The 22,240-nt window shown below is 57.8% G+C and carries 16 protein-coding genes and 1 tRNA gene; 7 read left to right on the forward strand and 10 right to left on the reverse strand.

Annotation, left to right across the window (positions count from 1 at the left end; all coding sequences use genetic code 11):
• Nucleotides 1-365: 365 nt before the first annotated feature.
• Nucleotides 366-1,091 (reverse strand): bifunctional 2-polyprenyl-6-hydroxyphenol methylase/3-demethylubiquinol 3-O-methyltransferase UbiG, encoded by a 726-nt coding sequence (gene ubiG / locus HF675_RS07825; protein ID WP_105231907.1) that lies wholly within the window; start codon nt 1,089-1,091, stop codon nt 366-368.
• 191 nt (nt 1,092-1,282) lie between these two features.
• Between ubiG and gyrA the strand changes: the two genes are divergently transcribed.
• Both gyrA and rcsC read left to right on the forward strand, forming a co-directional pair.
• Nucleotides 1,283-3,925 (forward strand): DNA topoisomerase (ATP-hydrolyzing) subunit A, encoded by a 2,643-nt coding sequence (gene gyrA, locus HF675_RS07830; protein WP_105231906.1) that lies wholly within the window; start codon nt 1,283-1,285, stop codon nt 3,923-3,925.
• 157 nt (nt 3,926-4,082) lie between these two features.
• Entirely contained in the window at nt 4,083-6,962 is a 2,880-nt protein-coding gene (rcsC, locus tag HF675_RS07835; protein WP_187044373.1) for a two-component system sensor histidine kinase RcsC, read from the forward strand.
• A gap of 54 nt (nt 6,963-7,016) precedes the next feature.
• Here rcsC and rcsB read toward each other — a convergent pair whose 3' ends face one another.
• From rcsB to HF675_RS07855, 4 genes are read right to left on the reverse strand one after another with little or no spacing between them, the layout of a single operon-like run.
• Nucleotides 7,017-7,667 (reverse strand): response regulator transcription factor RcsB, encoded by a 651-nt coding sequence (rcsB, locus tag HF675_RS07840; RefSeq protein ID WP_105231904.1) that lies wholly within the window; start codon nt 7,665-7,667, stop codon nt 7,017-7,019.
• Nucleotides 7,660-10,374 (reverse strand): phosphotransferase RcsD, encoded by a 2,715-nt coding sequence (gene rcsD, locus HF675_RS07845; protein ID WP_187044374.1) that lies wholly within the window; start codon nt 10,372-10,374, stop codon nt 7,660-7,662. Before rcsD ends, rcsB begins: the two co-directional genes overlap by 8 nt.
• A gap of 20 nt (nt 10,375-10,394) precedes the next feature.
• Nucleotides 10,395-11,549 carry an MFS transporter gene (locus HF675_RS07850; protein ID WP_187044375.1) on the reverse strand — a complete coding sequence of 385 codons (1,155 nt, stop codon included), beginning with the start codon at nt 11,547-11,549 and terminating at the stop codon, nt 10,395-10,397.
• Nucleotides 11,550-11,603: 54 nt separating this feature from the next.
• Nucleotides 11,604-12,008 (reverse strand): DUF4186 domain-containing protein, encoded by a 405-nt coding sequence (locus HF675_RS07855; RefSeq protein WP_187044376.1) that lies wholly within the window; start codon nt 12,006-12,008, stop codon nt 11,604-11,606.
• A gap of 715 nt (nt 12,009-12,723) precedes the next feature.
• Between HF675_RS07855 and HF675_RS07860 the strand changes: the two genes are divergently transcribed.
• Both HF675_RS07860 and HF675_RS07865 read left to right on the forward strand, forming a co-directional pair.
• Nucleotides 12,724-13,824, forward strand: a complete 1,101-nt coding sequence (locus tag HF675_RS07860; RefSeq protein WP_187044377.1) for a porin OmpC — start codon at nt 12,724-12,726, stop codon at nt 13,822-13,824.
• A gap of 129 nt (nt 13,825-13,953) precedes the next feature.
• The gene (locus tag HF675_RS07865) at nt 13,954-14,370 is read left to right on the forward strand and encodes a VOC family protein (RefSeq protein WP_187044378.1); all 417 of its coding nucleotides are present in this window, start codon (nt 13,954-13,956) and stop codon (nt 14,368-14,370) included.
• A gap of 87 nt (nt 14,371-14,457) precedes the next feature.
• Here HF675_RS07865 and HF675_RS07870 read toward each other — a convergent pair whose 3' ends face one another.
• Nucleotides 14,458-14,901 (reverse strand): DUF2946 domain-containing protein, encoded by a 444-nt coding sequence (locus tag HF675_RS07870; RefSeq protein WP_105233445.1) that lies wholly within the window; start codon nt 14,899-14,901, stop codon nt 14,458-14,460.
• Between the two features lie 157 nt (nt 14,902-15,058).
• On the opposite strand from HF675_RS07870, the gene HF675_RS07875 reads away from it, so the two are divergent.
• The 3 genes from HF675_RS07875 (at nt 15,059) to HF675_RS07885 (ending at nt 17,230) form a co-directional block, all read left to right on the forward strand.
• Nucleotides 15,059-16,453 carry a PepSY domain-containing protein gene (locus HF675_RS07875; protein ID WP_187044379.1) on the forward strand — a complete coding sequence of 465 codons (1,395 nt, stop codon included), beginning with the start codon at nt 15,059-15,061 and terminating at the stop codon, nt 16,451-16,453.
• A gap of 115 nt (nt 16,454-16,568) precedes the next feature.
• Nucleotides 16,569-16,898: an osmotically-inducible lipoprotein OsmE gene (gene osmE / locus HF675_RS07880; protein ID WP_105231897.1), complete on the forward strand. Its 330-nt coding sequence runs from the start codon at nt 16,569-16,571 to the stop codon at nt 16,896-16,898.
• 244 nt (nt 16,899-17,142) lie between these two features.
• Nucleotides 17,143-17,230, forward strand: a tRNA-Ser gene (locus HF675_RS07885).
• Between the two features lie 94 nt (nt 17,231-17,324).
• Here the strand turns inward: HF675_RS07885 and purU are convergent.
• The 4 genes from purU to HF675_RS07905 are packed head-to-tail and all read right to left on the reverse strand — an operon-like array spanning nt 17,325 to nt 22,232.
• A complete protein-coding gene (purU, locus tag HF675_RS07890; protein ID WP_187044380.1) occupies nt 17,325-18,188 on the reverse strand; it encodes a formyltetrahydrofolate deformylase in 864 nt (287 codons plus the stop codon).
• Between the two features lie 12 nt (nt 18,189-18,200).
• Nucleotides 18,201-18,845, reverse strand: a complete 645-nt coding sequence (locus HF675_RS07895; protein ID WP_187044381.1) for a sarcosine oxidase subunit gamma — start codon at nt 18,843-18,845, stop codon at nt 18,201-18,203.
• Nucleotides 18,838-21,864, reverse strand: coding sequence for a sarcosine oxidase subunit alpha family protein (locus HF675_RS07900; RefSeq protein WP_187044382.1), 3,027 nt, complete (start codon nt 21,862-21,864; stop codon nt 18,838-18,840). Before HF675_RS07900 ends, HF675_RS07895 begins: the two co-directional genes overlap by 8 nt.
• A complete protein-coding gene (locus HF675_RS07905; protein WP_105231893.1) occupies nt 21,861-22,232 on the reverse strand; it encodes a sarcosine oxidase subunit delta in 372 nt (123 codons plus the stop codon). The genes HF675_RS07900 and HF675_RS07905 overlap by 4 nt, the downstream gene beginning before the upstream one ends.
• Between the last annotated feature and the right edge of the window lie 8 nt (nt 22,233-22,240).

Raw genomic sequence — 22,240 nt, forward strand, 5'->3', positions numbered from 1 at the left:
ATAGGGGGTGTGTATTGATGTGGTAACAAGATAGTGAGAAAACCGGGGGTTTGCAAGTGAACAAAATGGCCCGATTTTGTGGATAACTTGGGGGTGAAATGTGGGGGTGCGTTGCCAGTGCGCGCCGTGTCTGGCCCCGAAGGTTGTCAATAAGCGCGATAAGATTTTCCTCTGGTTTACAAAAATTTGATCGATTGCCGATTTCTTAAACGTTAGATAAAAACGGCATATTGATCGAACTTAATATGATTAAAAACAGTTTATATAGCGTTTTCAGTATCAAAGCGGAAAAAGCGCGACATTCTGTGTGTAATGCTTGACACGCCGGACGTTATCAGAGCACGTCCGGCGCGGGGTGAGGGCACTTAGCCAACGTGTTGGGTATGAACCATATAGTTCACGTCAACGTTGCGTCCCAGCTTGAAATGGTCGGTGATCGGGTTGTAATGCAGGCCGATCATGTGCTTTTCCCGCAGCGCGGTGCCGTCGACCCAGCGGATAAGCTCGGAAGGGCGGATAAACTTCTTATGGTCGTGAGTGCCCTGCGGCACCATCTTCAAAATATACTCGGCACCGACCACCGCCATCAGCCAGGCTTTGGTGTTGCGGTTGATGGTGGAGAAGAACACATGGCCGCCCGGCTTGACCAGTTGCGCACAGGCGCGCACCACCGAGGCCGGATCCGGCACGTGCTCGAGCATCTCCATGCAGGTGACGACGTCATACCGTTGCGGATTGGCTTCGGCATGGCTCTCGACCGTTTCCTGTACGTAGCTGACGTCAACGCCGCTTTCCAGGGCGTGCAGCCGCGCCACCTGCAGCGGTTCCGCCCCCATATCCAGTCCGGTGACCTGTGCGCCTTCGCGCGCCATGCTTTCGGCCAGAATGCCGCCGCCGCAGCCGACGTCGAGCACTTGTTTGTCAAAGATGCCGTCGGCGTGCTGCATAATGTAGTTCAGGCGCAGCGGATTAATGCGGTGCAGCGGTTTGAATTCACCTTCCAGATCCCACCAGCGTGAGGCGACGGCTTCGAATTTGGCGATTTCCTGTTGGTCGACGTTGGCAGCGCGGCCGGATGATTCAGCATTCATGGGCGTGTTGGGCTCCTTGTTCTCTTTGCGGCGGATTATACATGTTCTGTCGTCCCCCTGTCGCCGTCGGCGCATTTTTGCCGACAAAGGCGGGTATATTTTTCCCGTAAAGCGCGCTTTGTGATATAGTTTTACACCTTTGGCACTATGCCAGGGCAGATGAATCATTCAGTATGAGGGATAGCAGCTCCATGAGCGACCTTGCCAGAGAAATCACACCGGTAAACATCGAAGAAGAGCTGAAAAGCTCGTATCTGGATTATGCAATGTCCGTTATTGTCGGACGTGCGCTGCCGGATGTTCGCGATGGATTGAAACCGGTGCACCGCCGCGTTCTGTACGCGATGAATGTACTGGGTAACGACTGGAATAAACCCTATAAAAAATCCGCCCGTGTCGTCGGTGACGTGATCGGTAAATACCACCCGCACGGTGACAGCGCGGTCTACGACACAATAGTGCGTATGGCTCAGCCGTTCTCACTGCGCTATATGCTGGTGGACGGTCAGGGCAACTTCGGTTCTGTCGACGGCGACTCCGCCGCGGCGATGCGTTATACCGAAGTGCGCATGTCGAAAATCGCTCACGAACTGCTGGCGGATCTGGAAAAAGAAACCGTCGATTTCGTGCCGAACTATGACGGCAGCGAGCAGATGCCGGCGGTGATGCCGACCAAGATCCCCAACCTGCTGATCAACGGTTCCTCCGGTATCGCCGTAGGTATGGCGACCAATATTCCGCCGCACAACCTGTCTGAAGTGATCAACGGCTGTCTGGCCTATATTGATGATGAAAACATCAGCATCGAAGGGCTGATGGAACATATCCCGGGGCCGGACTTCCCGACCGCGGCGATTATCAACGGCCGTCGCGGCATTGAAGAAGCTTACCGCACCGGCCGCGGCAAGATGTATATCCGCGCCCGCGCCGAAGTGGAAGCGGACGCCAAAACCGGCCGCGAAACCATCATCGTTCATGAGATCCCGTATCAGGTGAACAAGGCGCGGCTGATCGAAAAGATCGCCGAGCTGGTGAAAGACAAGCGCGTGGAAGGCATCAGCGCGCTGCGCGACGAGTCTGATAAAGAAGGCATGCGCATCGTGATCGAAGTGCGCCGCGACGCGGTAGGGGAAGTGGTGCTGAACCACCTCTACGCGCAGACGCAAATGCAGGTGACCTTCGGCATCAACATGGTGGCGCTGCATCAGGGGCAGCCGAAGCTGCTGAACCTGAAAGACATCCTGGAAGCCTTTGTGCGCCACCGCCGTGAAGTGGTGACCCGTCGTACCATCTTCGAACTGCGCAAAGCGCGTGACCGCGCCCATATCCTGGAAGCGCTGGCCGTTGCGCTGGCTAACATCGACCCGATTATCGAGCTGATTCGTCAGGCGCCGACGCCGGCGGAAGCGAAGGCCGGGCTGGTGGCCAAACCGTGGGAACTGGGCAACGTGGCCTCGATGCTGGAGCGTGCCGGCGACGACGCCGCGCGTCCTGAGTGGCTGGAGCCGGAATTCGGCATTCGCGACGGTAAATACTACCTGACCGAACAGCAGGCACAGGCGATTTTGGATCTGCGTCTGCAAAAGCTGACCGGTCTGGAACACGAAAAACTGCTGGACGAATATAAAGAGCTGCTCAACACGATCGCCGAGCTGATCTTTATTCTGGAAAGCCCGGAACGTCTGATGGAAGTGATCCGCGAAGAGCTGGTGGCAATCCGCGATCAGTTCGGCGACGAGCGCCGCACGGAAATCACCGCTAACTCTTCCGATATCAACATCGAAGATCTGATCAACCAGGAAGACGTTGTGGTCACCCTGTCGCATCAGGGATACGTCAAGTACCAGCCGTTGAGCGACTATGAAGCCCAGCGTCGCGGCGGCAAAGGCAAGTCCGCCGCGCGGATCAAAGAAGAAGACTTTATCGACCGTCTGCTGGTGGCCAACACCCATGACACCATTCTGTGCTTCTCTAGCCGTGGCCGTCTGTACTGGATGAAGGTTTACCAACTGCCGGAAGCAAGCCGCGGCGCGCGCGGGCGTCCAATCGTCAACCTGTTGCCGCTGGAAGCCAACGAGCGTATCACCGCGATTCTGCCGGTGCGCGAGTATGAAGAAGGGCGTCACGTGTTTATGGCGACCGCCAGCGGCACGGTGAAGAAAACGGCGTTGACCGAGTTCAGCCGTCCGCGCAGTGCCGGCATCATTGCGGTTAACCTCAATGAGGGCGATGAGCTGATCGGCGTCGACCTGACTGACGGCAGCAACGAAGTGATGTTGTTCTCCGCCAACGGTAAAGTGGTGCGTTTCCCGGAATCTCAGGTGCGCTCCATGGGCCGTACCGCCACCGGCGTACGCGGCATCAACCTGGGCGAAGGCGACAGCGTGGTTTCCCTGATTGTGCCGCGCGGCGAAGGCGATATCCTGACCGTTACGCAAAATGGTTACGGTAAACGCACCGCGGTCACCGAGTATCCGACCAAGTCGCGCGCGACCCTGGGGGTTATCTCCATCAAGGTCAGCGAACGTAACGGCCAGGTTGTCGGTGCGGTGCAGGTGGAAACCACCGACCAGATCATGATGATCACCGATGCCGGCACGCTGGTGCGTACCCGCGTCTCGGAGGTCAGCGTGGTGGGCCGTAATACCCAGGGCGTGACGCTGATTCGTACTGCGGAAGACGAAAATGTCGTCGGCCTGCAGCGCGTGGCCGAACCGGTTGAAGATGAAGAGCTGGACAGTCTTGAACCGGGTGAAGTACCGGAAGAAGACGCCGCGCCGCTGGACGATGACGGCGACGCTGCCGCTGACGATACGGACGGCGAAGAAGCCTGATCCGTAGGGGATTTCCCCGTCGGTGAGAGTGATGAAAACAGGGCTTAGCAGCGATGCTAGGCCCTTTTTCAGATATATGGTTTAATTGCGACAGTTTTCCAGGCGCTGACCCGCGCTTAACGCGTGCGTTATCCCTCCACTTTTGTATGGTATCCGATTGAAATACTTAGCCTCTTTCCGTACCACGCTAAAAATTTCCCGCTACATGTTCCGGGTGCTGGCCGTTTTGCTGTGGTCGCTGGGCGCGCTGCTGAGCACGTTTTATATTCTGAATATCCTGCACGATAAAGAGTCGGAACTGCGGCAGGAATATAACCTGAACTTCGATCAGGCGCAGGGCTACATCCGCCACTCGGCGGATATCATTCGTGATATCAAATATATGGCGGAAAACCGGCTGAACGGTTCCGTCAGCAGCCTGGATATTCTGGGCGGGATTTTCCCGGGTAAAAGCGCGCCGCCGGAATTTTTCCCGCTGTATCCGGAGTCAAACTGTTCGCTGAACACCAACTATCGTACTTCCCTCGATTCACTCAGCAGCCTGATTCAGTATTGGAAAGAAAACTTCGTCGCGGCTTACGATCTGAACCGGGTCTTCTTTATCGGCGGCGACAGCCTGTGCATGGCGGAATTTGGCAAGGGCAATGACGTCGCAGACCGCGAAAACACCCTGAAGTCGCTGCATGAACGCATCCTGACCTACCGCAACGCCAAAAACCAGGATAAAGACAGCAACCTTTATTGGATAAGCCCCAGCCAGCAGCGTCCGGATGTGGGGTATCTGTATGTGCTGGCGCCAATTTATATCGGCAATAAGCTGGAAGCCTTGCTGGGCATTGAACAGACCATCCGGCTGGAGGATTTCGTCACGCCGGGCACGCTGCCGGTCGGCGTGACGCTGCTGGATGAAAACGATCAGCCGATACTGCGGCTGACTGACGGTGAACGCTACGCGTCAGCGCTGAACAGCTATCCCGAAGAGCATGCCTATTTCGGCTATGTGGACAGCTATCATGATTTAATCATGAAAAAGGCGCTGCCGCCTTCGTCGCTCAGCATCGTCTATTCGCTGCCGGTCAAGAGCGTGCTTGAACGCTTCAAAATGCTGATTCTCAACGCGGTGCTGCTGAACCTGCTGTCGGCCATCATACTGTTTACCCTGGCCTGGCTGTTTGAGCGCAAAATGTTCCTGCCAGCGGAGGAGAATGCCTTCCGGCTGGAGGAGCATGAGCAGTTTAACCGCAAGATTGTCGCGTCAGCGCCGGTGGGCATCTGTATTCTGCGCATCAGCGACGGCACCAATATCCTCAGTAACGAGCTGGCGCACAACTATATCAATATGTTGACGCATGAGGATCGTGACCGCATCACGCGCATTATCTGCGAGCAGCAGGTGAATTTTGTCGATGTGATGACCAGCGACAACAACAATCTGCAGATCAGCTTCGTCCATTCCCGCTATCGCAACGAAGATGTAGCGATTTGCGTGCTGGTGGACGTCAGCGCGCGCGTGAAGATGGAAGAGTCGCTGCAGGAGATGGCGGCGGCGGCGGAACAGGCCAGCCAGTCGAAATCCATGTTTTTGGCGACGGTCAGTCATGAGCTGCGCACCCCGCTGTACGGCATTATCGGCAACCTTGACCTGCTGCAGACCAAGGCGCTGCCGGAGGGGGTCGACCGGCTGGTCAACGCGATGAATAACTCATCCAGCCTGCTGCTGAAAATCATCAGCGATATTCTGGATTTCTCGAAAATCGAGTCCGAACAGCTGAAGATTGAGCCGCGCGAGTTTTCTTGCCTGGAGGTGATTACCCACATTGCCGGCAACTATCTGCCGCTGGTGGTGAAAAAGCGCCTGGGGCTGTACTGCTTTATTGAACAGAGCGTGCCGGAGCGCATTTCGGGCGATCCGGTGCGTCTGCAGCAGGTGCTGTCGAACCTGTTGAATAACGCCATCAAGTTTACCGATACCGGCTGTATTATTTTGCAGGTCTGCGCGCAGGATAATTACCTGATCTTCAGCGTGCGCGATACCGGTGTGGGGATCCCGGAGAAAGAGGTGAGCCGGCTGTTTGATCCGTTCTTCCAGGTGGGCACCGGCGTGCAACGCCATTTCCAGGGCACCGGTCTGGGGCTGGCGATCTGTGAGAAACTGATCAACATGATGGACGGCGATATCGCCGTGGAGTCCGAACCGGGGCTGGGCAGCATGTTCTCTGTTCGCCTGCCGCTGTTTAACGCGCAATACCCGGCGCCGCAGCCGAGTGACGCCTGGCAGGGCAAAACGCTATGGCTGGACGTACGCAACCAGCGGCTGGAGCAGTATCTGATGGCGTTGCTGGATGCGCGCGGCGCGGCGGTATTGCGCTACGAAGGTCAGGCCACTGCCGCCGGCGACGTACTGCTCAGCGATTACGATCTGCAGGTGAATACGCCGCTGCTGGCGCATATCTATTTCTCGACCGAACATATCGGCCCGTCTCAGGAACTGCATCCGGGCTACTGGCGGCACAGTACTTCCACGCCGCGTGAGACCATTGGCCTGCTCAACCGGCTGTTTGGTCTTGAGGACGGTCATGCCAAGGCGCTGATGCCGCTGCCGTCGCCAAGTAAAAACTGCGGCGTCGACAACGGAGATATCCGCCTGCTGGTGGTTGATGACCATCCGATCAATCGCCGCCTGCTCTCCGACCAGCTGACATCGCTGGGATATCGGGTAGTGACCGCCAATGACGGCGTCGACGCGCTGGGGGTATTGAACCATGAGAGCGTGGATATCGTGCTGACCGACGTGAACATGCCGAATATGGACGGCTATCGCCTGACTCAGCGGCTGCGTGAGCTGAATTTCACCTCGCCGGTGATTGGCGTAACGGCTAACGCGCTGGCGGAAGAAAAACAGCGCTGTATTGAGGCCGGCATGGATAACTGCCTGTCCAAACCGGTAACGCTGGATACGCTGGCAGAGACGCTGGCGGTCTATTCCGCCATCGTGCGCAAGCAGAATCAGGATACGGCGCGCGAAGATGCGGAGTAGGGCAGGTTTGCGGGGATAAAAAAACGGGGCCTTCAGGCCCCGTTTCAGGATGGATTAGTCTTTATCCAACTGTGTCATACTGACGGAAGAGAGGTAGTTGAGCAGGGCGATGTCGTTGTCGACGCCCAGCTTCATCATTGCCGATTTCTTCTGGCTGCTGATGGTTTTGATGCTGCGGTTCAATTTCTTGGCGATTTCGGTCACCAGGAAGCCTTCGGCGAACAGGCGCAGCACTTCGCTCTCTTTCGGCGACAGACGTTTGTCGCCATAGCCGCTGGCGCTGATTTTCTCCAGCAGTTTCGACACGCTTTCCGGCGTAAACTTCTTGCCTTTCTGCAGCGCCGCCAGTGCTTTCGGCAGATCGGTCGGCGCGCCCTGTTTCAGTACGATGCCTTCGATGTCCAAATCCAGCACCGCGCTGAGAATGGCCGGGTTGTTGTTCATGGTCAGGACGATGATCGACAGTTGCGGATAATGGCGTTTGATGTATTTAATCAGCGTAATGCCATCGCCGTATTTGTCGCCGGGCATGGACAGGTCGGTGATCAGTACATTGGCGTCCAGTTTGGACAGACTGTTGATCAGCGCTGTTGAGTCTTCAAATTCCCCAACGACATTCACCCATTCAATTTGCTCGAGTGACTTCCGGATGCCAAACAGTACGATAGGATGGTCATCAGCAATAATTACGTTCAGGTTATTCATGTAGTTGGTTACCTTGCTGCAGCAGTCTACTGACGAAAAAATCAATCTGACTGATGTTGTTCTCGATCTTAAGCGCATCACCGTCAGCGATGTGCTGTTCTAGCGATTCACACAGTTGCTTGCCGGGAAGCAAGTTTAACATGGCAAACACCCCCTTCAGGCGGTGAGCAGTTTGAGACAGCGCCTCGAAATCACCGCTGCCCGCCTCAGTATACAGTTTTTTGATGTCATCGGGTACTGTGTCGATAAACAAGCCATAGTAATCACTTGATTTCAGCTGTTTTTCATACAGTTGGATATCATCTGCGCCGATTTCAGGCGGGTTTTTCGGCTGATCCAGCGCCGCCATCTGCTGTTCAATCAGCAGCAGAATGGCATCGATCATCGCGCTGCCGAGGTTGTAGTTGACGCGAATATAGCGTTTGTTCAGCTGCTGCCAGCCGTTCTCGTCGCTGCTGAGCAACAGGGTATAGTCATCGGCCCGCTGCGGATTATCGGTCAGCAGCACGTCGTAGTCGCGCTTGATTTTCCGGTCGTCGGCAATGATGCAGTCAGCGCCGTAGGCATGCAGCAGACGGGTGACGATGCCGCGGATCTCGTCGGAGGTCACTTCCAGCAGGGCGGTGACGCCGTCCAGCAATTTCTCCTGCTCTTCCTCGTCCTGGCGCTCCAGCGCCATCGGTACGCGAATGGTGTAACGCGTGCCGATATCCACCTTGCTGCGGATATCCAACTGGCCGTTAAGTTTTTTACACAGCTGGTTGCAGAGGAAAAACGTCAGGCCGGAACCGTGGTCGAAGCGGTCAACCAGCGTCTGGCTGAGGAACGGATAGTTCAGGTTGCTGATCTCTTCGTTGGAGATGCCTGCGCCGGTGTCGTTGATATGGAACACCAGCTGCTCCGGACGTTCCGGCTCGTGGTTAACGACGACGGAAATCTTGCCGTAGGCAGTGGTGATAATGGCGTAGCGGATAAGCAGCGACAGCGCCTTGCGCAGGGCGTTGGCATCGCCGATATACGTTTGGTTGACGTCGAGCTGATAGTGGTTGAACAGCGCCAGACCTTTACGGTTGAGCGCCGGCAGCACCTCTCTAAGCAGTTCATCCACCAGCGCGGCCGGGCTGAACGGCTGGCTGGCCGGCTGCCAGTCCTGCGTTTCCAGGCGGGTAAGCAGGGTGATATTGTCGATCAGCGCCAGTACCGACGCCGACTCATCAAACAGTTGGTTCACCAGCTGCTGTTGCTGCTGCGGGTCCGCCTGGGTGCGCAGCCGGTCGGCCATGTCGTGAATCTGCTGCATCGGCTGGTTCAGCTCAATGCCGAGGTTATGCAGCATCAGCTTGCGCGCCTGCACGTTTTTATCGTATTCGCGGCGTGCCTGCTGCAGGCGTTTGTTGACCATCACCTCTTTGTCCTGATCGTTCAGCAGGAACAGATAGGTTTCCGGCGTCAGCTGGCTGCGGAAGATGCGTATCTCATACACTTCGTTGTTGACCGTGGCCTGGATTACGCCGTGATGCTGCTGCGCCATATGGGCGATTTTCTGCAGGCTGAGATGCGGCAGCAGGTGCTCGGCAATCTTGTTGCTGGCGATCACCGTATTGCTGGCGAAGTCATACACCAGCAGTCCCGAAGGCAGGCTGGCGATAATCTCCTGATTCAGCGCCCGCTCGGCGTCCAGCTCGTCGGCCAGCGTTTCGCTCGGTTGGACATACTGGTGACGGATAAAATAGATGGCGATCAGCGACAGCATGAACAGCACCAGATTGGTCACCAGCAGCCACATGTTGTTGCGCAGCAGGTCGATGGCCAGGCTGAGCACCGATACGCGGTACACCATGTTCAGCGGCGCGTTGGGCAGGCTGGCGCTGAACTCGACCCAACTGCCTGACAGCGTCACCTGCGGGGTGTTGGGCATGCTGGTCGTAGTGTCGTCTTCGCTGCCCGCCGGATCGATACCGTCGTCGACCGGCTGTAGCTCGAAGTTGGCGCGAGCCATATTGAACGGAATAATGTCGTTGATCGGCAGATCGAAGGCGATCACCGTCGCCAGATGGCCCGGTTGGTTAAAGGTGGTGCGGATAGAGAACGAATAGGCGTTCTGGAAACGCTGTTTGCGCAGGGTGGAGAAACTCTCGCGTTCGTCCAGCATATTGGCCTGCTGCAGCATTTCGGTGCGGCGATCCTCGGCCGAGTTGGTCAGGTAGCTATCCCGGAAGCGTGACGTCAGATCTTTCAGCGATTGGGTGGTCACCAGGCTCAGGCTGTTATCCTGCCCGTTCAGGTAGTACATCGCGTAGTTTTCGGTGTTTGCGCCCCAGCGGTTATCCAGATAGTCGGAGATATGGGCCATCATCGCCAGCGTGTTGGCGTCGTGATTGCCGAAAATCACCGCGTCGGTTTTTTTATACGGCTTATCGACGTAGTAGACGTCCGGGCGCAGACGCGTTTCCATCACCGACGGCGCGGCTTGCAGCATCGGCGTATTGCCGAAGCGTTCATAAACCTGTTCGGTGACGTAGCGGTAGGTATCCACGCGCTTTTGCAGGCTTTTGACGATGGTGTTCAGCGCCGATTTTTTATCGCTCAGATAGGCGTTGGTATAGTTGTAGCCATACAGGCCGAGGCTGACAAACAGCAGCACAATAAACACCAGAAAACAGCGGATGATATTGCCGGAACTGATGGTCAGTTGTTGATTTTGCATAGTTGACGCAGCGTCCTGAGTTAACGGGTAACGGCTTTGGCGCTGGCGGCTACCGCCAGCAGCAGCGCGGTGACGCAGCCGAAGGCCACGGTCAGGCTGGAGACCTGAGCGATAAATCCGATCAGCGCCGGCCCGGCCAGAATACCGGCATAGCCGAGGGTCGTTACCGACGCGATCGCCAGATTGGCCGGCATATCACGCTGGTTACCCGCCGCGCTGAATAAAATCGGCACCACGTTGGAAGCGCCCAGCCCCACCAGCATAAAGCCCAGCAGGGCAATAACGGCGTTGTCGCAGGCCACCGCCAGCGTCAGCCCCAATGCGGCGCACAGGCTGCCGAGCAGCAATATCTTATAGCGTCCCAGGGCGTTGACCACCCGGTCGCCGTTCAGCCTGCCGATGGTCATGGCGATGGAAAACAGCGCATAGCCCAGTCCGGCCTGGCTGTGTTCGACCCCGCGCAGCGTCGTCAGAAACAGGGCGCTCCAGTCCAGCATGGAGCCTTCCGCCAGAAACATAATAAAGCACAGCGTGCCGAGAAACATCACCCAGCCGCGCGGCAGCACAAACAGCGGACCGTCGTCTTGTGCGTCGCTGTCGCGCAGCAGGTTCTTCTGAGCCAGAGCGAGCAGCAGCGCGATGGCCAGCACCGTGGTCAGCACGGCAGAGAGCGGGCTAAGCCCCAGCCACATTAACAGGCTGACGCCGCCGGCGCCGGCGATCCCGCCGATGCTGAAGAAGCCGTGAAAACCGGACATCATCGCCCGGCCGCTGGCGCGTTCGACAATCACCGCCTGGATGTTCATTGCGACGTCAATCATGCCGATGGCGGCGCCGAACAGCAGCAGCGCCAGTCCCATGCCCGGCGTCGAATCCATCAGCACCAGCAGCGGCAGAACGACGCACAATGCCAGCCCGGCCAGCAGGATAACGCGCCGGCAGCCGAGCTTGCCGGTCAGCAACCCGGTCAGCGGCATGGCCAGCAGCGACCCGGCGCCGATGCACAGCAGCAACAGTCCCAGCGAACCATCATCCAGGTTCAGACGAAGTTTGGCGAAAGGCACCAGCGGCGCCCAGGCCGCCATGCCGAGGCCGGAGACAAAAAAGGCGATGCGGGTGGCTATCTGTTCGGGAACGCCGGGCTGTTGTTGTTCGGTGCACAAAGTGGATGTCATGTGGGCATCAAGGATCTGTTAGGAAATGGTGGCTTAAGTTGTGGTGTGTTTTTATCACAAAGCGCGATCGGGGTCGAAAACATTTGCGCACTCGTCGGCCTGCGCGCCGGCTTTGCGCACCAGCCACAGGGCAATTAACTGCACGATGTAGCGCCGCTGTTGTTCGTTCAGCGCCTGGCCGGCGGGAATGGCATGCCATTTCGCCAGGCAGCCGCGACAGCAGGTAGCGGTGGCGTGTTGGGCGACAAACGCCGGGTGGCCGCGCATCGGCGTCTGTTTACCGTCGTTTTTGGGCTGGGCGTCGGCCAGACGCTGGTCGATGAAATCGCGTGCGTGGCTGAGGATCACGGGGAGGCCTTTCTTTTCCAGGTAGAGCCGATCTTTATCGTTCAGGCGGAATTTGGCGCGGAATGGCGAGGTCTGTAGCCGCTGCCATCGGGTTTCGAGTTGAGAGTGCATATGGGGTTGCCGTAAGCAATAATCACCCGGCAAGAATAACAGATTTTATGACGGGCGACGAACGCTGGCCGGCGGTGATATTTATTATCTTACTGGTCAATAATTACGCCGAAAGTGTTTATTTATTTTCCAGCTATCAATGTGTAGACCAAAATAAATAAAACGTTTAGCGATAAGTGCGGAAGTTTAAATCAGGGATTATTTCTGTAAGTGATTATTTCTGGTCGGATAGTTTGCCAGCAGGCGTATGGTCGGCGGTAAAAAGACAATAAAAAACCGGCCCGGGGGCCGGCTGTAAAGTACAGGGGTTATCATTACGATAATGAAGGTAATAATGAAAATAATGATGATAGCGAGTGAATTATAGTGGCTGTTTGAGGGGAATATTTTGACAGTATGTGCTTATTGATCGCTATTTTTGTATGGAATTCTACATTAGTTTAAGGTTTTGTATAACTTAGTGAATTTATTAAATTAAATTCATTTTTTGTCTTTAGATGCGCTATTTTGTTTGTCGGTAAATTTTTGTGAAAGTTCGCCGGTATTTACATTTTGCAACCTTTACTTGCTCGATAGAAACACTCTTGGACACTTGGTATCATTTTCTTTCTGGATTAATATAACCCGTGTTACCAGAATGGTAATGCACAGTCGTGCTAATAATGCTCAAAAGGGCAGTGGCCGTAGCTCGACATAATTAACGAGGATAATAACGATGAAACTTCGAGTACTCTCCCTGATTGTCCCTGCGATGCTGGTTGCCGGCACCGCAGGCGCAGCGGAAATCTACAACAAAGACGGTAATAAACTGGATTTGTTCGGTAAAATCGATGGTCTTCACTATTTCTCTGACGACAATGGCACTGATGGCGACCAGTCTTACCTGCGTTTCGGCCTGCGTGGCGAAACTCAGATCAGCGACCAGCTGACCGGTTACGGTGAGTGGGAATATCAGGTTCAGCTGAACAAGACTGAAAACGAAAACGATTCCTACACCCGTGTCGGCTTCGCCGGTCTGCGTTTCGGCGACTACGGCTCACTGGACTACGGCCGTAACTACGGCGTTCTGTACGACATCGGCGCCTGGACCGACGTGCTGCCGGAATTCGGCGGCGACACCTACGGCGCGGACAACTTCCTGTTCCAACGTTCTAGCGGCGTGCTGACCTACCGTAACAATGACTTCTTCGGTCTGGTTGACGGCCTGAACTTCGCCCTGCAGTACCAGGGTAAAAACGACAGCGCTACCGAGTCCAACAACGGTCGCGACGTGCTGGCGCAAAACGGCGACGGTTACGGCATGTCTGCCACCTACGATCTGGGCTACGGCATCAGCGCGGCGGCGGCTTACTTCTCTTCTGACCGTACCAATGAGCAGAACCGTCTTGCGTTTGGTCATGGCGACAAGGCTGAAGCGTACAGCGGCGGCCTGAAGTATGACGCCAACAACGTCTACCTGGCGGCGATGTACACCCAGTCTTACAACGCAACCCGCTTTGGTAACAGCGGCAGCAGCACTGCTTACGGCTACGCCAACAAAGCGCAGAACATTGAACTGGTTGCTCAGTACCAGTTCGATTTCGGTCTGCGTCCTTCCGTGGCTTACCTGCAGTCTAAAGGCAAGGACATCGATCGCGGCTACGGCGATCAGGACCTGATGAAGTATGTTGACGTGGGCGCGACCTACTACTTCAACAAAAACATGTCCACCTATGTTGATTACAAAATCAACCTGATGGACGACAACGACTTCACTCGTGCGGCGAAAATTAACACCGACGACGTAGTAGCGCTGGGTCTGGTTTACCAGTTCTAAGCCTCAAGTTGTTTTGCATAACGCGGCCTCCGGGCCGCGTTTTTTTTGCCTGCCGGTTGGGCACGGATTGCTAGCCTGTCTTATCCACGCTGGCTAGGCTTGCTGAGTAGTCATTGCTCAGGAGGCCCTATGCCGCTCACGATTGAACGCATTATCGAAACGGCGCTGTATGTCAGCGATATGCCGTGCGCCAGCCATTTTTATGAAACCGTATTACAGCTGCCGGCGATGGTGGCGAAAGCACGCTTTCGTGCTTACAACGTTGGCGGTCAGAACGTGCTGCTGCTGTTTGTCAAAGGTGACGCACAGGAAGGCTTCCGTGAAGAGGCGGGCTACATACCGCCTCACGACGGCAGCGGCCCCTATCATCTGGGGTTCGCGGTCAGTAAGGCGCAGCTGCCGCAGTGGGAGCAACGCTTAAACCAGCACGGGGTGGAAATCGAAGGGCGCATGAGCTGGCCGCGCGGCGGGGAAAGTATTTATTTCCGTGACCCGGATGGCCATCTGTTGGAATTAGTGACGCCCGGACTGTGGGGAAATTATTAAATACGATGGTGAAAACGATTAATAAAAATCACTGAATGGGGTAGGGGAAGTCTAATTAATAAATACGCTACCCCCTACCTTAATAAATTAAAGTATAAATGTGGAAATAATATTATTGGCGTTAATATTTTTTGGCGGCGCGCGCGTTTGGTAAGGCAGGAATAATTCACTGATAACCGGTTCTGGAATAATAACGGCAATAGCCTTACCGGCGGAAAACGGCGCGTGCAGGAAGGGCGGCAGCGTAAAGTGCAACGGTGGATTATGATGGAACAGGCTGCAGTAACCGCAAAGGTCGCCGCTGCCGTCATCCGTCATACCGGAGGCGTGCTGCCGTGCGGCGGGGGCGTCGCCCGTCTGATGATGCATCATCATCATATGCTCGCCCATCGGCATGTTCATGCCCATCTCACTGTTATATTGTGAGTTTTTTACCAGCTGCGCGGAGATTAACGGCCCGGCAAATACCATCAGCATGGCAAACAGGCCCAGCCAGGCCAGCGTGCGTATTGAGTGCTTTGACAGTTTCACCAGTAATCGGCCCTTGAGGAATGGAAAAGGCGGCATGCTGTGCCGGCGCCAGTGTAACATCATTCACAAATTACCAACACCGCAAGAAAATCATTTGTTAATTAAATATAGATCGGATAAATTCCGCAGGTATTAAATTCACCTGTGGAAAATAATAATGACTGAACGCGTAAACGCGTTACCTTCGGCTGCCCGAAATATGCGGCAGCGGGTAACGACTCGCAGCTGGTTTATTCCGTTGATGATGCGTCTGCATTTCTATATTGGCGTATTTGTCGGTCCCTTTTTACTTATTGCCGCATTAAGCGGAATTTTTTATGCCCTGACGCCGCAGCTGGAATCTTATTGGTACGCCGAACAGTTGTATCACCACAGCAGCGGACAGCCGCAGACGCTACAGCGGCAGATTGCGGCCGCACAGGCGGTGGCGCCGACGGAGGCGCAGCTCTCCGCCGTACGTCCATCGCCGGCAGCCGGCGAGAACACGCGGGTGCTGTTTAACGTCGGCGGCTTGACGTCTGGCGAACGTCTGGCGGTGTTTGTCGATCCCGTCACGCTGCAGACCCACGGCGCGCTGGCGGTGTACGGCACCAGCGGCGTGCTGCCGCTGCGCACCTGGCTGGACCAGCTGCACCGCAGCCTGTTGCTGGGGGAACTTGGCCGTAACTACAGCGAGCTGGCGGCATCCTGGCTGTGGGTGGCGGCGCTGGGTGGCCTGATCCTGTGGGGAGCGCGCAAACGCGCGGCGCGGCGTCAGCGCGGCGTGCGCGCTCTGCACCGCCAACTGGGCGTGCTGTTGTCGCTGGGGCTGCTGTTTTTCTCGATTACCGGCCTGACCTGGTCGAACTGGGCCGGCGATAATATCAGTGTATTACGTCATCAGTTTGGCTGGGCGACGCCGTCGCTGTCTACCGCCTTGCACGGCGCATCCCATGAGGCGATGGATGAACATGCGGAGCACCGCGGTCACGCCATGGCGTCAGGCGAGATGGCGCCTGTGGCGGATGCCGCTATGTATGACCGGGTATTGCAGCGGGCGCGCATCGCGGGCATTGACGCCAATAAAGTAGAGATTCGTCAGCCGCAGGGGGCGGGCCAGGCCTGGTCGGTCAGCGAAATCGACCGCAGCTGGCCGACGCAGGTCGATGCGGTGGCGGTAGACCCGCATACCATGATGGTTGTCGACAGCGTGCATTTCGCCAGTTTCCCGCTGGCGGCCAAGTTGACGCGCTGGGGCATCGATCTGCACATGGGCATTCTGTTCGGTCTGGTGAATGAGCTGGTGCTGGTGGTCTTTGCCGCCGGGCTAGTGGCGATGGTGATCATGGGGTATCTGATGTGGTGGCGCAACCGGCCGACGCGGGCGGCGGAACGCGCGCCGCGTTCGCCGCTGATGCTGCTGCGTCGCACGCCAAAAGGGCCGCTGGCGTTGATTTTACTGGCGACGCTGCTGCTGGGTTACAGCCTGCCGGTTCTTGGGGCCAGCATCGTGTTGTTCTTGCTGGCTGATGCGCTGCGTTACGGTTGGCTGCGCTGGCGGCAAGCCGATTAACGCTGCTGATGAATCGCCGGATTGAAATAGCACCAAGAGTTAAAGCGGAATTTGTGGAAAAGCCTTTCGCCATCTAGACTTAGAATACAATAAACGCACTCTAAGAGGACAAGCTATGACGAAGAAGTTGGTTTTAGCCGTTTGTACTACAGCAGCACTTTCCATTCTTGCCGGCTGTACCGCTTATGACCGGGCGGCGAGCTATGTGAAAGAGCCGGTGGTCAGTGATGTGAAAGTCGGGATGACCAAGGAGCAGGTGCGTGCGATTGCCGGGCCGCCGTCAACCTCTGCGACGCTGGTTCATGCGCAGGGCACCTGTGATACTTATGCCGTCGCGCCGCGTGATGGCAAGGCGCAAACCTATTTTGTCAGCTACAACGATACCGGTCATGTAATGAACAAAGGCTATCAAAGCTGTTCAGACTATGACTCGCAGCCGAAGTAATCGGCGCCAGATGCCAAAGGCCGGACGACTGTCCGGCCTTTTTGTTGTTGGGGCCAGCGGAAAATCCACCGCCGTGCGGTAGAAAAAATAGGTCAGGCTGATGAGATATTGCGCTGTTTTCGGCGTGGTTTGCACTTTTTAACCACTCTTGGTCTGAAGTTTGAGCAAACGCGCCGAAATGCCTATTTTTTTGTATGGCAACGCTAGACATTTCATAACGGTACCGTTAATATCTGCGCCCATTGGAAGGATGGCTGAGTGGTTTAAGGCAGCGGTCTTGAAAACCGTCGAGTGTAACAGCTCCCAGAGTTCGAATCTCTGTCCTTCCGCCAAATTCGAAACCCCAGGCTTTAATCAGCCTGGGGTTTTTTCGTTGTGCCGTGGGCAGAAAAGAGAAGAGGCCCTGTGGGGCCTCTTGTTTCATGTTCAGCGCGGGAACACCACCGTGCGGTTCTCATAGAGAAATACCCGCCGTTCCACGTGCCAGCTGACGGCGCGCGCCAGGGTCACGCGTTCGATATCGCGTCCTTTTTCAATCAGATCTTCCGGGTAGTCGGTATGGGTTACCGGCTCTACGCTCTGGGCGATGATCGGCCCTTCGTCCAGTTCCTCATTGATGTAATGCGCCGTGGCGCCCACCAGTTTGACCCCTTTGGCCCAGGCCTGATGGTAGGGTTTGGCGCCCTTAAAGCCCGGCAGCAGCGAATGGTGGATATTGATCGCCTTGCCCGCCAGCCGGCGGCACATCGTGTCCGACAGCACCTGCATATAGCGCGCCAGAATCACCAGCTCGGCGCCGGTCTCCTCAATGATTTTCCACACCTGCGCTTCCTGCTGCGGTCGGGTGTCGGCGGTGACCGGCAGGTAGTGGTAGGGCAGGCCGTGCCATGTCACCAGCGGTTCCAGATCGCGGTGGTTGGAGATCACGGCGCACACCTCCACCGGCAGCTGGCCGGTACGGTAGCGGTACAGCAGGTCGTTCAGGCAGTGATCGGTACGCGAGACCATAATCACCACCGGCACCCGATGCCCGGGAGCGGTCAGCCCGAAGGTCATCTCGAACCCCGCCGCCCGCTTTTCGAAGCGCGCCTCGAAGGCCTGGCTGTCAAAACCGGACGGCGGCCGAAACTCGGTGCGGATAAAGAAGCGCCCGGATTCGCGATCGTCAAACGAGTTCTGCTCGGTAATGTAGCAGCCGTTTTCCCGTAGGAAACCGGTCACGGCATCTACCGTGCCGAGCCGCCCCGGACACTGGGCGGTCATAATCCAGCAGTCATTATTACGACTCATTTCTGTTCTCCGTCAGGGGATCGCGCCGATGCCGTACTCTTCTCCGGCGTCCAGCAGCCAGCGCCAGAGGTAATCCGCGAAGCTGCGTCTGACCACCAGTTCCCAGCGAACATCGTCGGGCCGGCGCAGTACCGCGGTGGTTTTGGCGAAGACGGTGGTCACCGCCTTGCCCGCAGGGAAATTGTCCGGGTGCACGTCGTAGACCACCGACTTCGTCAGCAGCTCGCGAACTTTTTCCCCCCGCAGTTCCAACAGCGTCTGGCCGCCGCTGACGTTGGTGATGGCGTAGTGGGCATCGCCCAGCGCCGCCCGCAGCCGGTTTTCCACCTCAAACTCGCTGCCTTCCGGCACGATCAGCAGCCATTCGTCCGGCGACAGCCACTGGGTGCTGATCTCGCCGCCGTTTTCACTGACCAGCCCCAGCGGCTGGCCCGGAAGCCCGATCCCCAGCACGTCGCGCAGCGCCTGATCGAGGACGATGGCGCCGCCGCGCAGAATCAGATGCCCGCAGAACGGCCGTTCCCGCAGCGTCACGCCGCTGCGCTCATCGGCCTCCGGGCGGCCCGTGTTGCGGTAAGACAACGCCAGCGGCGACTCGCGCGTCACCTGCGCCTCGGGGTGGCTGTTAAAGGTGCTTATCTTTACGGCATCAGACATTTTGGCGCTCTCCTTTGGGATCGACGAAGATCGGGCTGACAATTTCGGCCTCATGGACCTGGCCGTCGACCATCGGCAGCCAGACGGTATGGCCCATTTTCTGGTGGCCGTCTTTCACCACCGCCAGCGCGAAACCGCTGTCCAGGGTTGGGCTGTAGTAGCTGGAGGTGACGTGGCCCACCATCGGCATCGGGATCGGATGGTTGGGATCCAGTACAATCTGTGCGCCTTCTTCCAGCACCACTTTCGGATCTTTAGGCCGCAGGCCGACCAACTGCTTACGGTCGGTGCGCCGGGTATCGACGCGCGTCAGCGCCCGCTTGCCCACCCAGGAAAAGCTTTTGTCATAGCCTACGCACCACTGCATGCCGAGATCTTCCGGCGTCATGGAGCCGTCGGTGTCCTGGCCGGCGATAATAAAGCCTTTCTCGGCGCGCAGAACGTGCATCGTTTCGGTGCCGTAAGGCGTCAGGCCATACTTTTCTCCGTGCTCGAACAGCGCTTCCCAGACGTGGCGCGCGTAGTTGGCCTGCACGTTAACTTCATAGGCGAGTTCGCCGGTAAACGAGATGCGGAACACCCGCGCCGGAACGCCGGCCACCGTGCCGGCGCGCCAGTCCATAAACTTAAAGGCTTCGCGCGACAGATCGATATCGCACACTTCTTCCAGCAGGCGGCGGGATTCCGGCCCGGACAGGGAGAGAGTGGCCCAGTGGTCGGTCACCGAGGTGAAAAACACCTGCAGCTCCGGCCATTCGGTCTGGTGCCACAGCTCCAGCCACTCCAGCACTGCCGCCGCGCCGCCGGTGCTGGTGGTCATCAGGAAGTGGTTAGCCCCCAGGCAACTGGTGGTGCCGTCATCCATCACCATGCCGTCGTCCTTGCACATCAGGCCGTAGCGCACCCGGCCAAAGCCCAGCTTCGCCCACTTGTTGGTGTAGATACGCTCCAGGAAAGTACGGGCGTCCGGCCCCTGAATATCGATCTTGCCGAGGGTAGAGGCATCGAGGATCCCCACGCCGCTGCGTACGGCGCGGCACTCCCTGGCTACGGCTTCTTCCAGCGTTTCGCTGCGTCCGTTGACGCGCTGCGGGAAATACCACGGGCGCTTCCACTGGCCGACCTCTTCAAATTCCGCCCCCCGATCAAGATGCCACTGATGCAGCGCGGTATGGCGCTCCGGCTCGAACAGTTCGGCACAGTGGCGTCCCGCTACGGCGCCAAAGGCGACGGGCGTATAGTTGGGACGGAACACGGTGGTGCCGACTTCCGGGATGGTGCGCCCCAGACAGCGGGCGGCGATGGCCATGCCGTTGATATTGCCCAGTTTGCCCTGATCGGTGCCGAAACCCATCACGGTGTAGCGCTTGATATGTTCGATGGACTCAAAGCCTTCGCGTATCGCCAGCTCAATGGCGGCGGCGGTGACGTCATTTTGCAGGTCGACAAACTGCTTCGGCGCCCGCGAGGTGGGTCGATCGTGCGGCACCTGATAGAGCGCCAGCGCTGCGCCGTCGTTGCGGTTTGCCACTTCAGGCAGCGCAATTTCCACTGGCTCGCCGCCGGTTTCTGCGGCAGCCTGAGCACCCGCCGCCGCGCCGTCTTGCAGGACTTTTCCGGTAGCGAACGCGCCGGTCACTGCGCCGGCGGCGATCATACCGTCCACCTGCGGCGCGACAAATCCCGGCACCTCATCGCGCCAGACCGGCCGCGCGCCGGTGTGCACGGCCAGGTGAATCACCGGGCTGTAGCCGCCAGAACTTGCCACGGTATCGCACTCCAGGGTGTCCACCCGATCCACCACCCGGAAGCCGGCGTGGTCGATGCGGGCGACCCGCACGCGGTTAACTCTGGAGCCGCCCTGGGCCTCAATCACGGCGCTGCCGCTGATGATACGAATGCCTCTGGCGCGCGCCTGGGCCACCAGTTCGCCCTGCGGGTTATCTCTGGCATCGACAATCGCCGCCACTTCCCGGCCGCTGTCCAGCCAGTCCAGCGCGGCGCAGTAGGCGTGGTCGTTGCTGGTCGACAGCACCAGACGCTGGCCCGGCGCCACGCCGTAGCGGTGAATATAGGTGGAGAGGGCGCCGGCGATGAAGTTGCCCGGAATATCGTTGCCCGCGTAGACCAGCGGCCGCTCGTGGGCGCCGCTGGCCAGCACAATGCGTTTGGCCCGTACCCGGTGCAGGCGCAGACGCGCCTGATGGTCCGGCGCGGTTTCGTCCAGATGGTCGGTGCGTCGCTCCAGCAGGGTGACGAAGTTGTGGTCATGACGGCCGGTGGCGGTGGTGCGCGGCAGCAGCTGTACATTATCCAGCGCCGCCAGCGCGTTCAGGGTTTCCGCCACCCAGTGTGCGGCGTCGCGGCCGTTTAACGGCTCACGGCTGTCGAGCAGCGAACCGCCCATCTCTTCCTGCTCATCCGCCAGCATTACCCGTACGCCGCTGCGGCCGGCGGCCAGCGCCGCAGCCAGACCGGCCGGGCCGGCGCCGATGATCAGCACATCGCAGTGCTGGTTAAGATGATCGTAGCGATCCGGATCGCGCGCCACGGGGCTGCGTCCCAGTCCGGCGCCCTTGCGGATATACTTCTCCCAGGTCATCCACATCGAGGCCGGCTTCATAAAGGTCTTATAGTAAAAGCCGGGCGGCATAAAACGCCCGAGCATTTTACCCACGGCGCCCATCAGGTCGCGTTCGGTGCTGGGCCAGCCGTTGGTACTGCCCGCCGTCAGTCCGTCATACAGCGCCTGCTGGGTGGCGCGCACGTTCGGCACCTGGCTGGCTTCGCTGCTGCCCAATTGCACCACGGCATTGGGTTCTTCGGCGCCGGCGGCGACAATGCCGCGCGGGCGCCCGTACTTAAAGCTGCGGTTGACGATATCCACGCCGTTGGCCAGCAGCGCCGAGGCCAGGGTATCGCCGGCAAACCCCTGCAGGGTCTGGCCGTTAAAACGAAAACTCAGCGGTCGGCTGCGGTCAATACGGCCGCCGTCGGCCAGACGATTCACCTGTTTCATACGCCACCTCCGGCCTGGATCCGCTCATCAGGGGTCACGGTTTCAGTTTTGCTGTCGTCGCGGCGCGGCAGGGGCACCACATCGGCCCCGGCGCCGGTTTTCGGCTGTTCGCCAATCCGGTAGGTTTCCAGAATTTCGTAGCTCACCGTATTGCGCACCATGTTAAAGAATTTGCGGCAGCCGGCGGCATGCACCCAAAGTTCCCGGTGAATGCCGCGTGGGTTATCGCGGAAAAACAGATACTCTCCCCACTCTTCGTCGCTACAGGCGTCGGGATCCGCCGGGCGCACGATATGCGCCTGGCCTTTGGGGTGGAACTCTTCTTCTTCCCGGTGTTCGCCACACCAGGGGCACCAGATATGCAGCATCTTGCTTC

This window comes from Serratia sp. JUb9, from assembly GCF_014298095.1.
Lineage (GTDB): Bacteria > Pseudomonadota > Gammaproteobacteria > Enterobacterales > Enterobacteriaceae > Serratia_B > Serratia_B rhizosphaerae.

Bases quoted from the DNA above. Each gene is read 5' to 3' on its own strand.
- ubiG (WP_105231907.1), bottom strand. From the start codon at position 1,091: ATGAATGCTGAATCATCCGGCCGCGCTGCCAACGTCGACCAACAGGAA.
- gyrA (WP_105231906.1), top strand. From the start codon at position 1,283: ATGAGCGACCTTGCCAGAGAAATCACACCGGTAAACATCGAAGAAGAG.
- rcsB (WP_105231904.1), bottom strand. From the start codon at position 7,667: ATGAATAACCTGAACGTAATTATTGCTGATGACCATCCTATCGTACTG.
- rcsD (WP_187044374.1), bottom strand. From the start codon at position 10,374: ATGCAAAATCAACAACTGACCATCAGTTCCGGCAATATCATCCGCTGT.
- HF675_RS07850 (WP_187044375.1), bottom strand. From the start codon at position 11,549: ATGACATCCACTTTGTGCACCGAACAACAACAGCCCGGCGTTCCCGAA.
- HF675_RS07855 (WP_187044376.1), bottom strand. From the start codon at position 12,008: ATGCACTCTCAACTCGAAACCCGATGGCAGCGGCTACAGACCTCGCCA.
- HF675_RS07860 (WP_187044377.1), top strand. From the start codon at position 12,724: ATGAAACTTCGAGTACTCTCCCTGATTGTCCCTGCGATGCTGGTTGCC.
- HF675_RS07865 (WP_187044378.1), top strand. From the start codon at position 13,954: ATGCCGCTCACGATTGAACGCATTATCGAAACGGCGCTGTATGTCAGC.
- HF675_RS07875 (WP_187044379.1), top strand. From the start codon at position 15,059: ATGACTGAACGCGTAAACGCGTTACCTTCGGCTGCCCGAAATATGCGG.
- osmE (WP_105231897.1), top strand. From the start codon at position 16,569: ATGACGAAGAAGTTGGTTTTAGCCGTTTGTACTACAGCAGCACTTTCC.
- purU (WP_187044380.1), bottom strand. From the start codon at position 18,188: ATGAGTCGTAATAATGACTGCTGGATTATGACCGCCCAGTGTCCGGGG.
- HF675_RS07895 (WP_187044381.1), bottom strand. From the start codon at position 18,845: ATGTCTGATGCCGTAAAGATAAGCACCTTTAACAGCCACCCCGAGGCG.
- HF675_RS07900 (WP_187044382.1), bottom strand. From the start codon at position 21,864: ATGAAACAGGTGAATCGTCTGGCCGACGGCGGCCGTATTGACCGCAGC.
- HF675_RS07905 (WP_105231893.1), bottom strand. From the start codon at position 22,232: ATGCTGCATATCTGGTGCCCCTGGTGTGGCGAACACCGGGAAGAAGAA.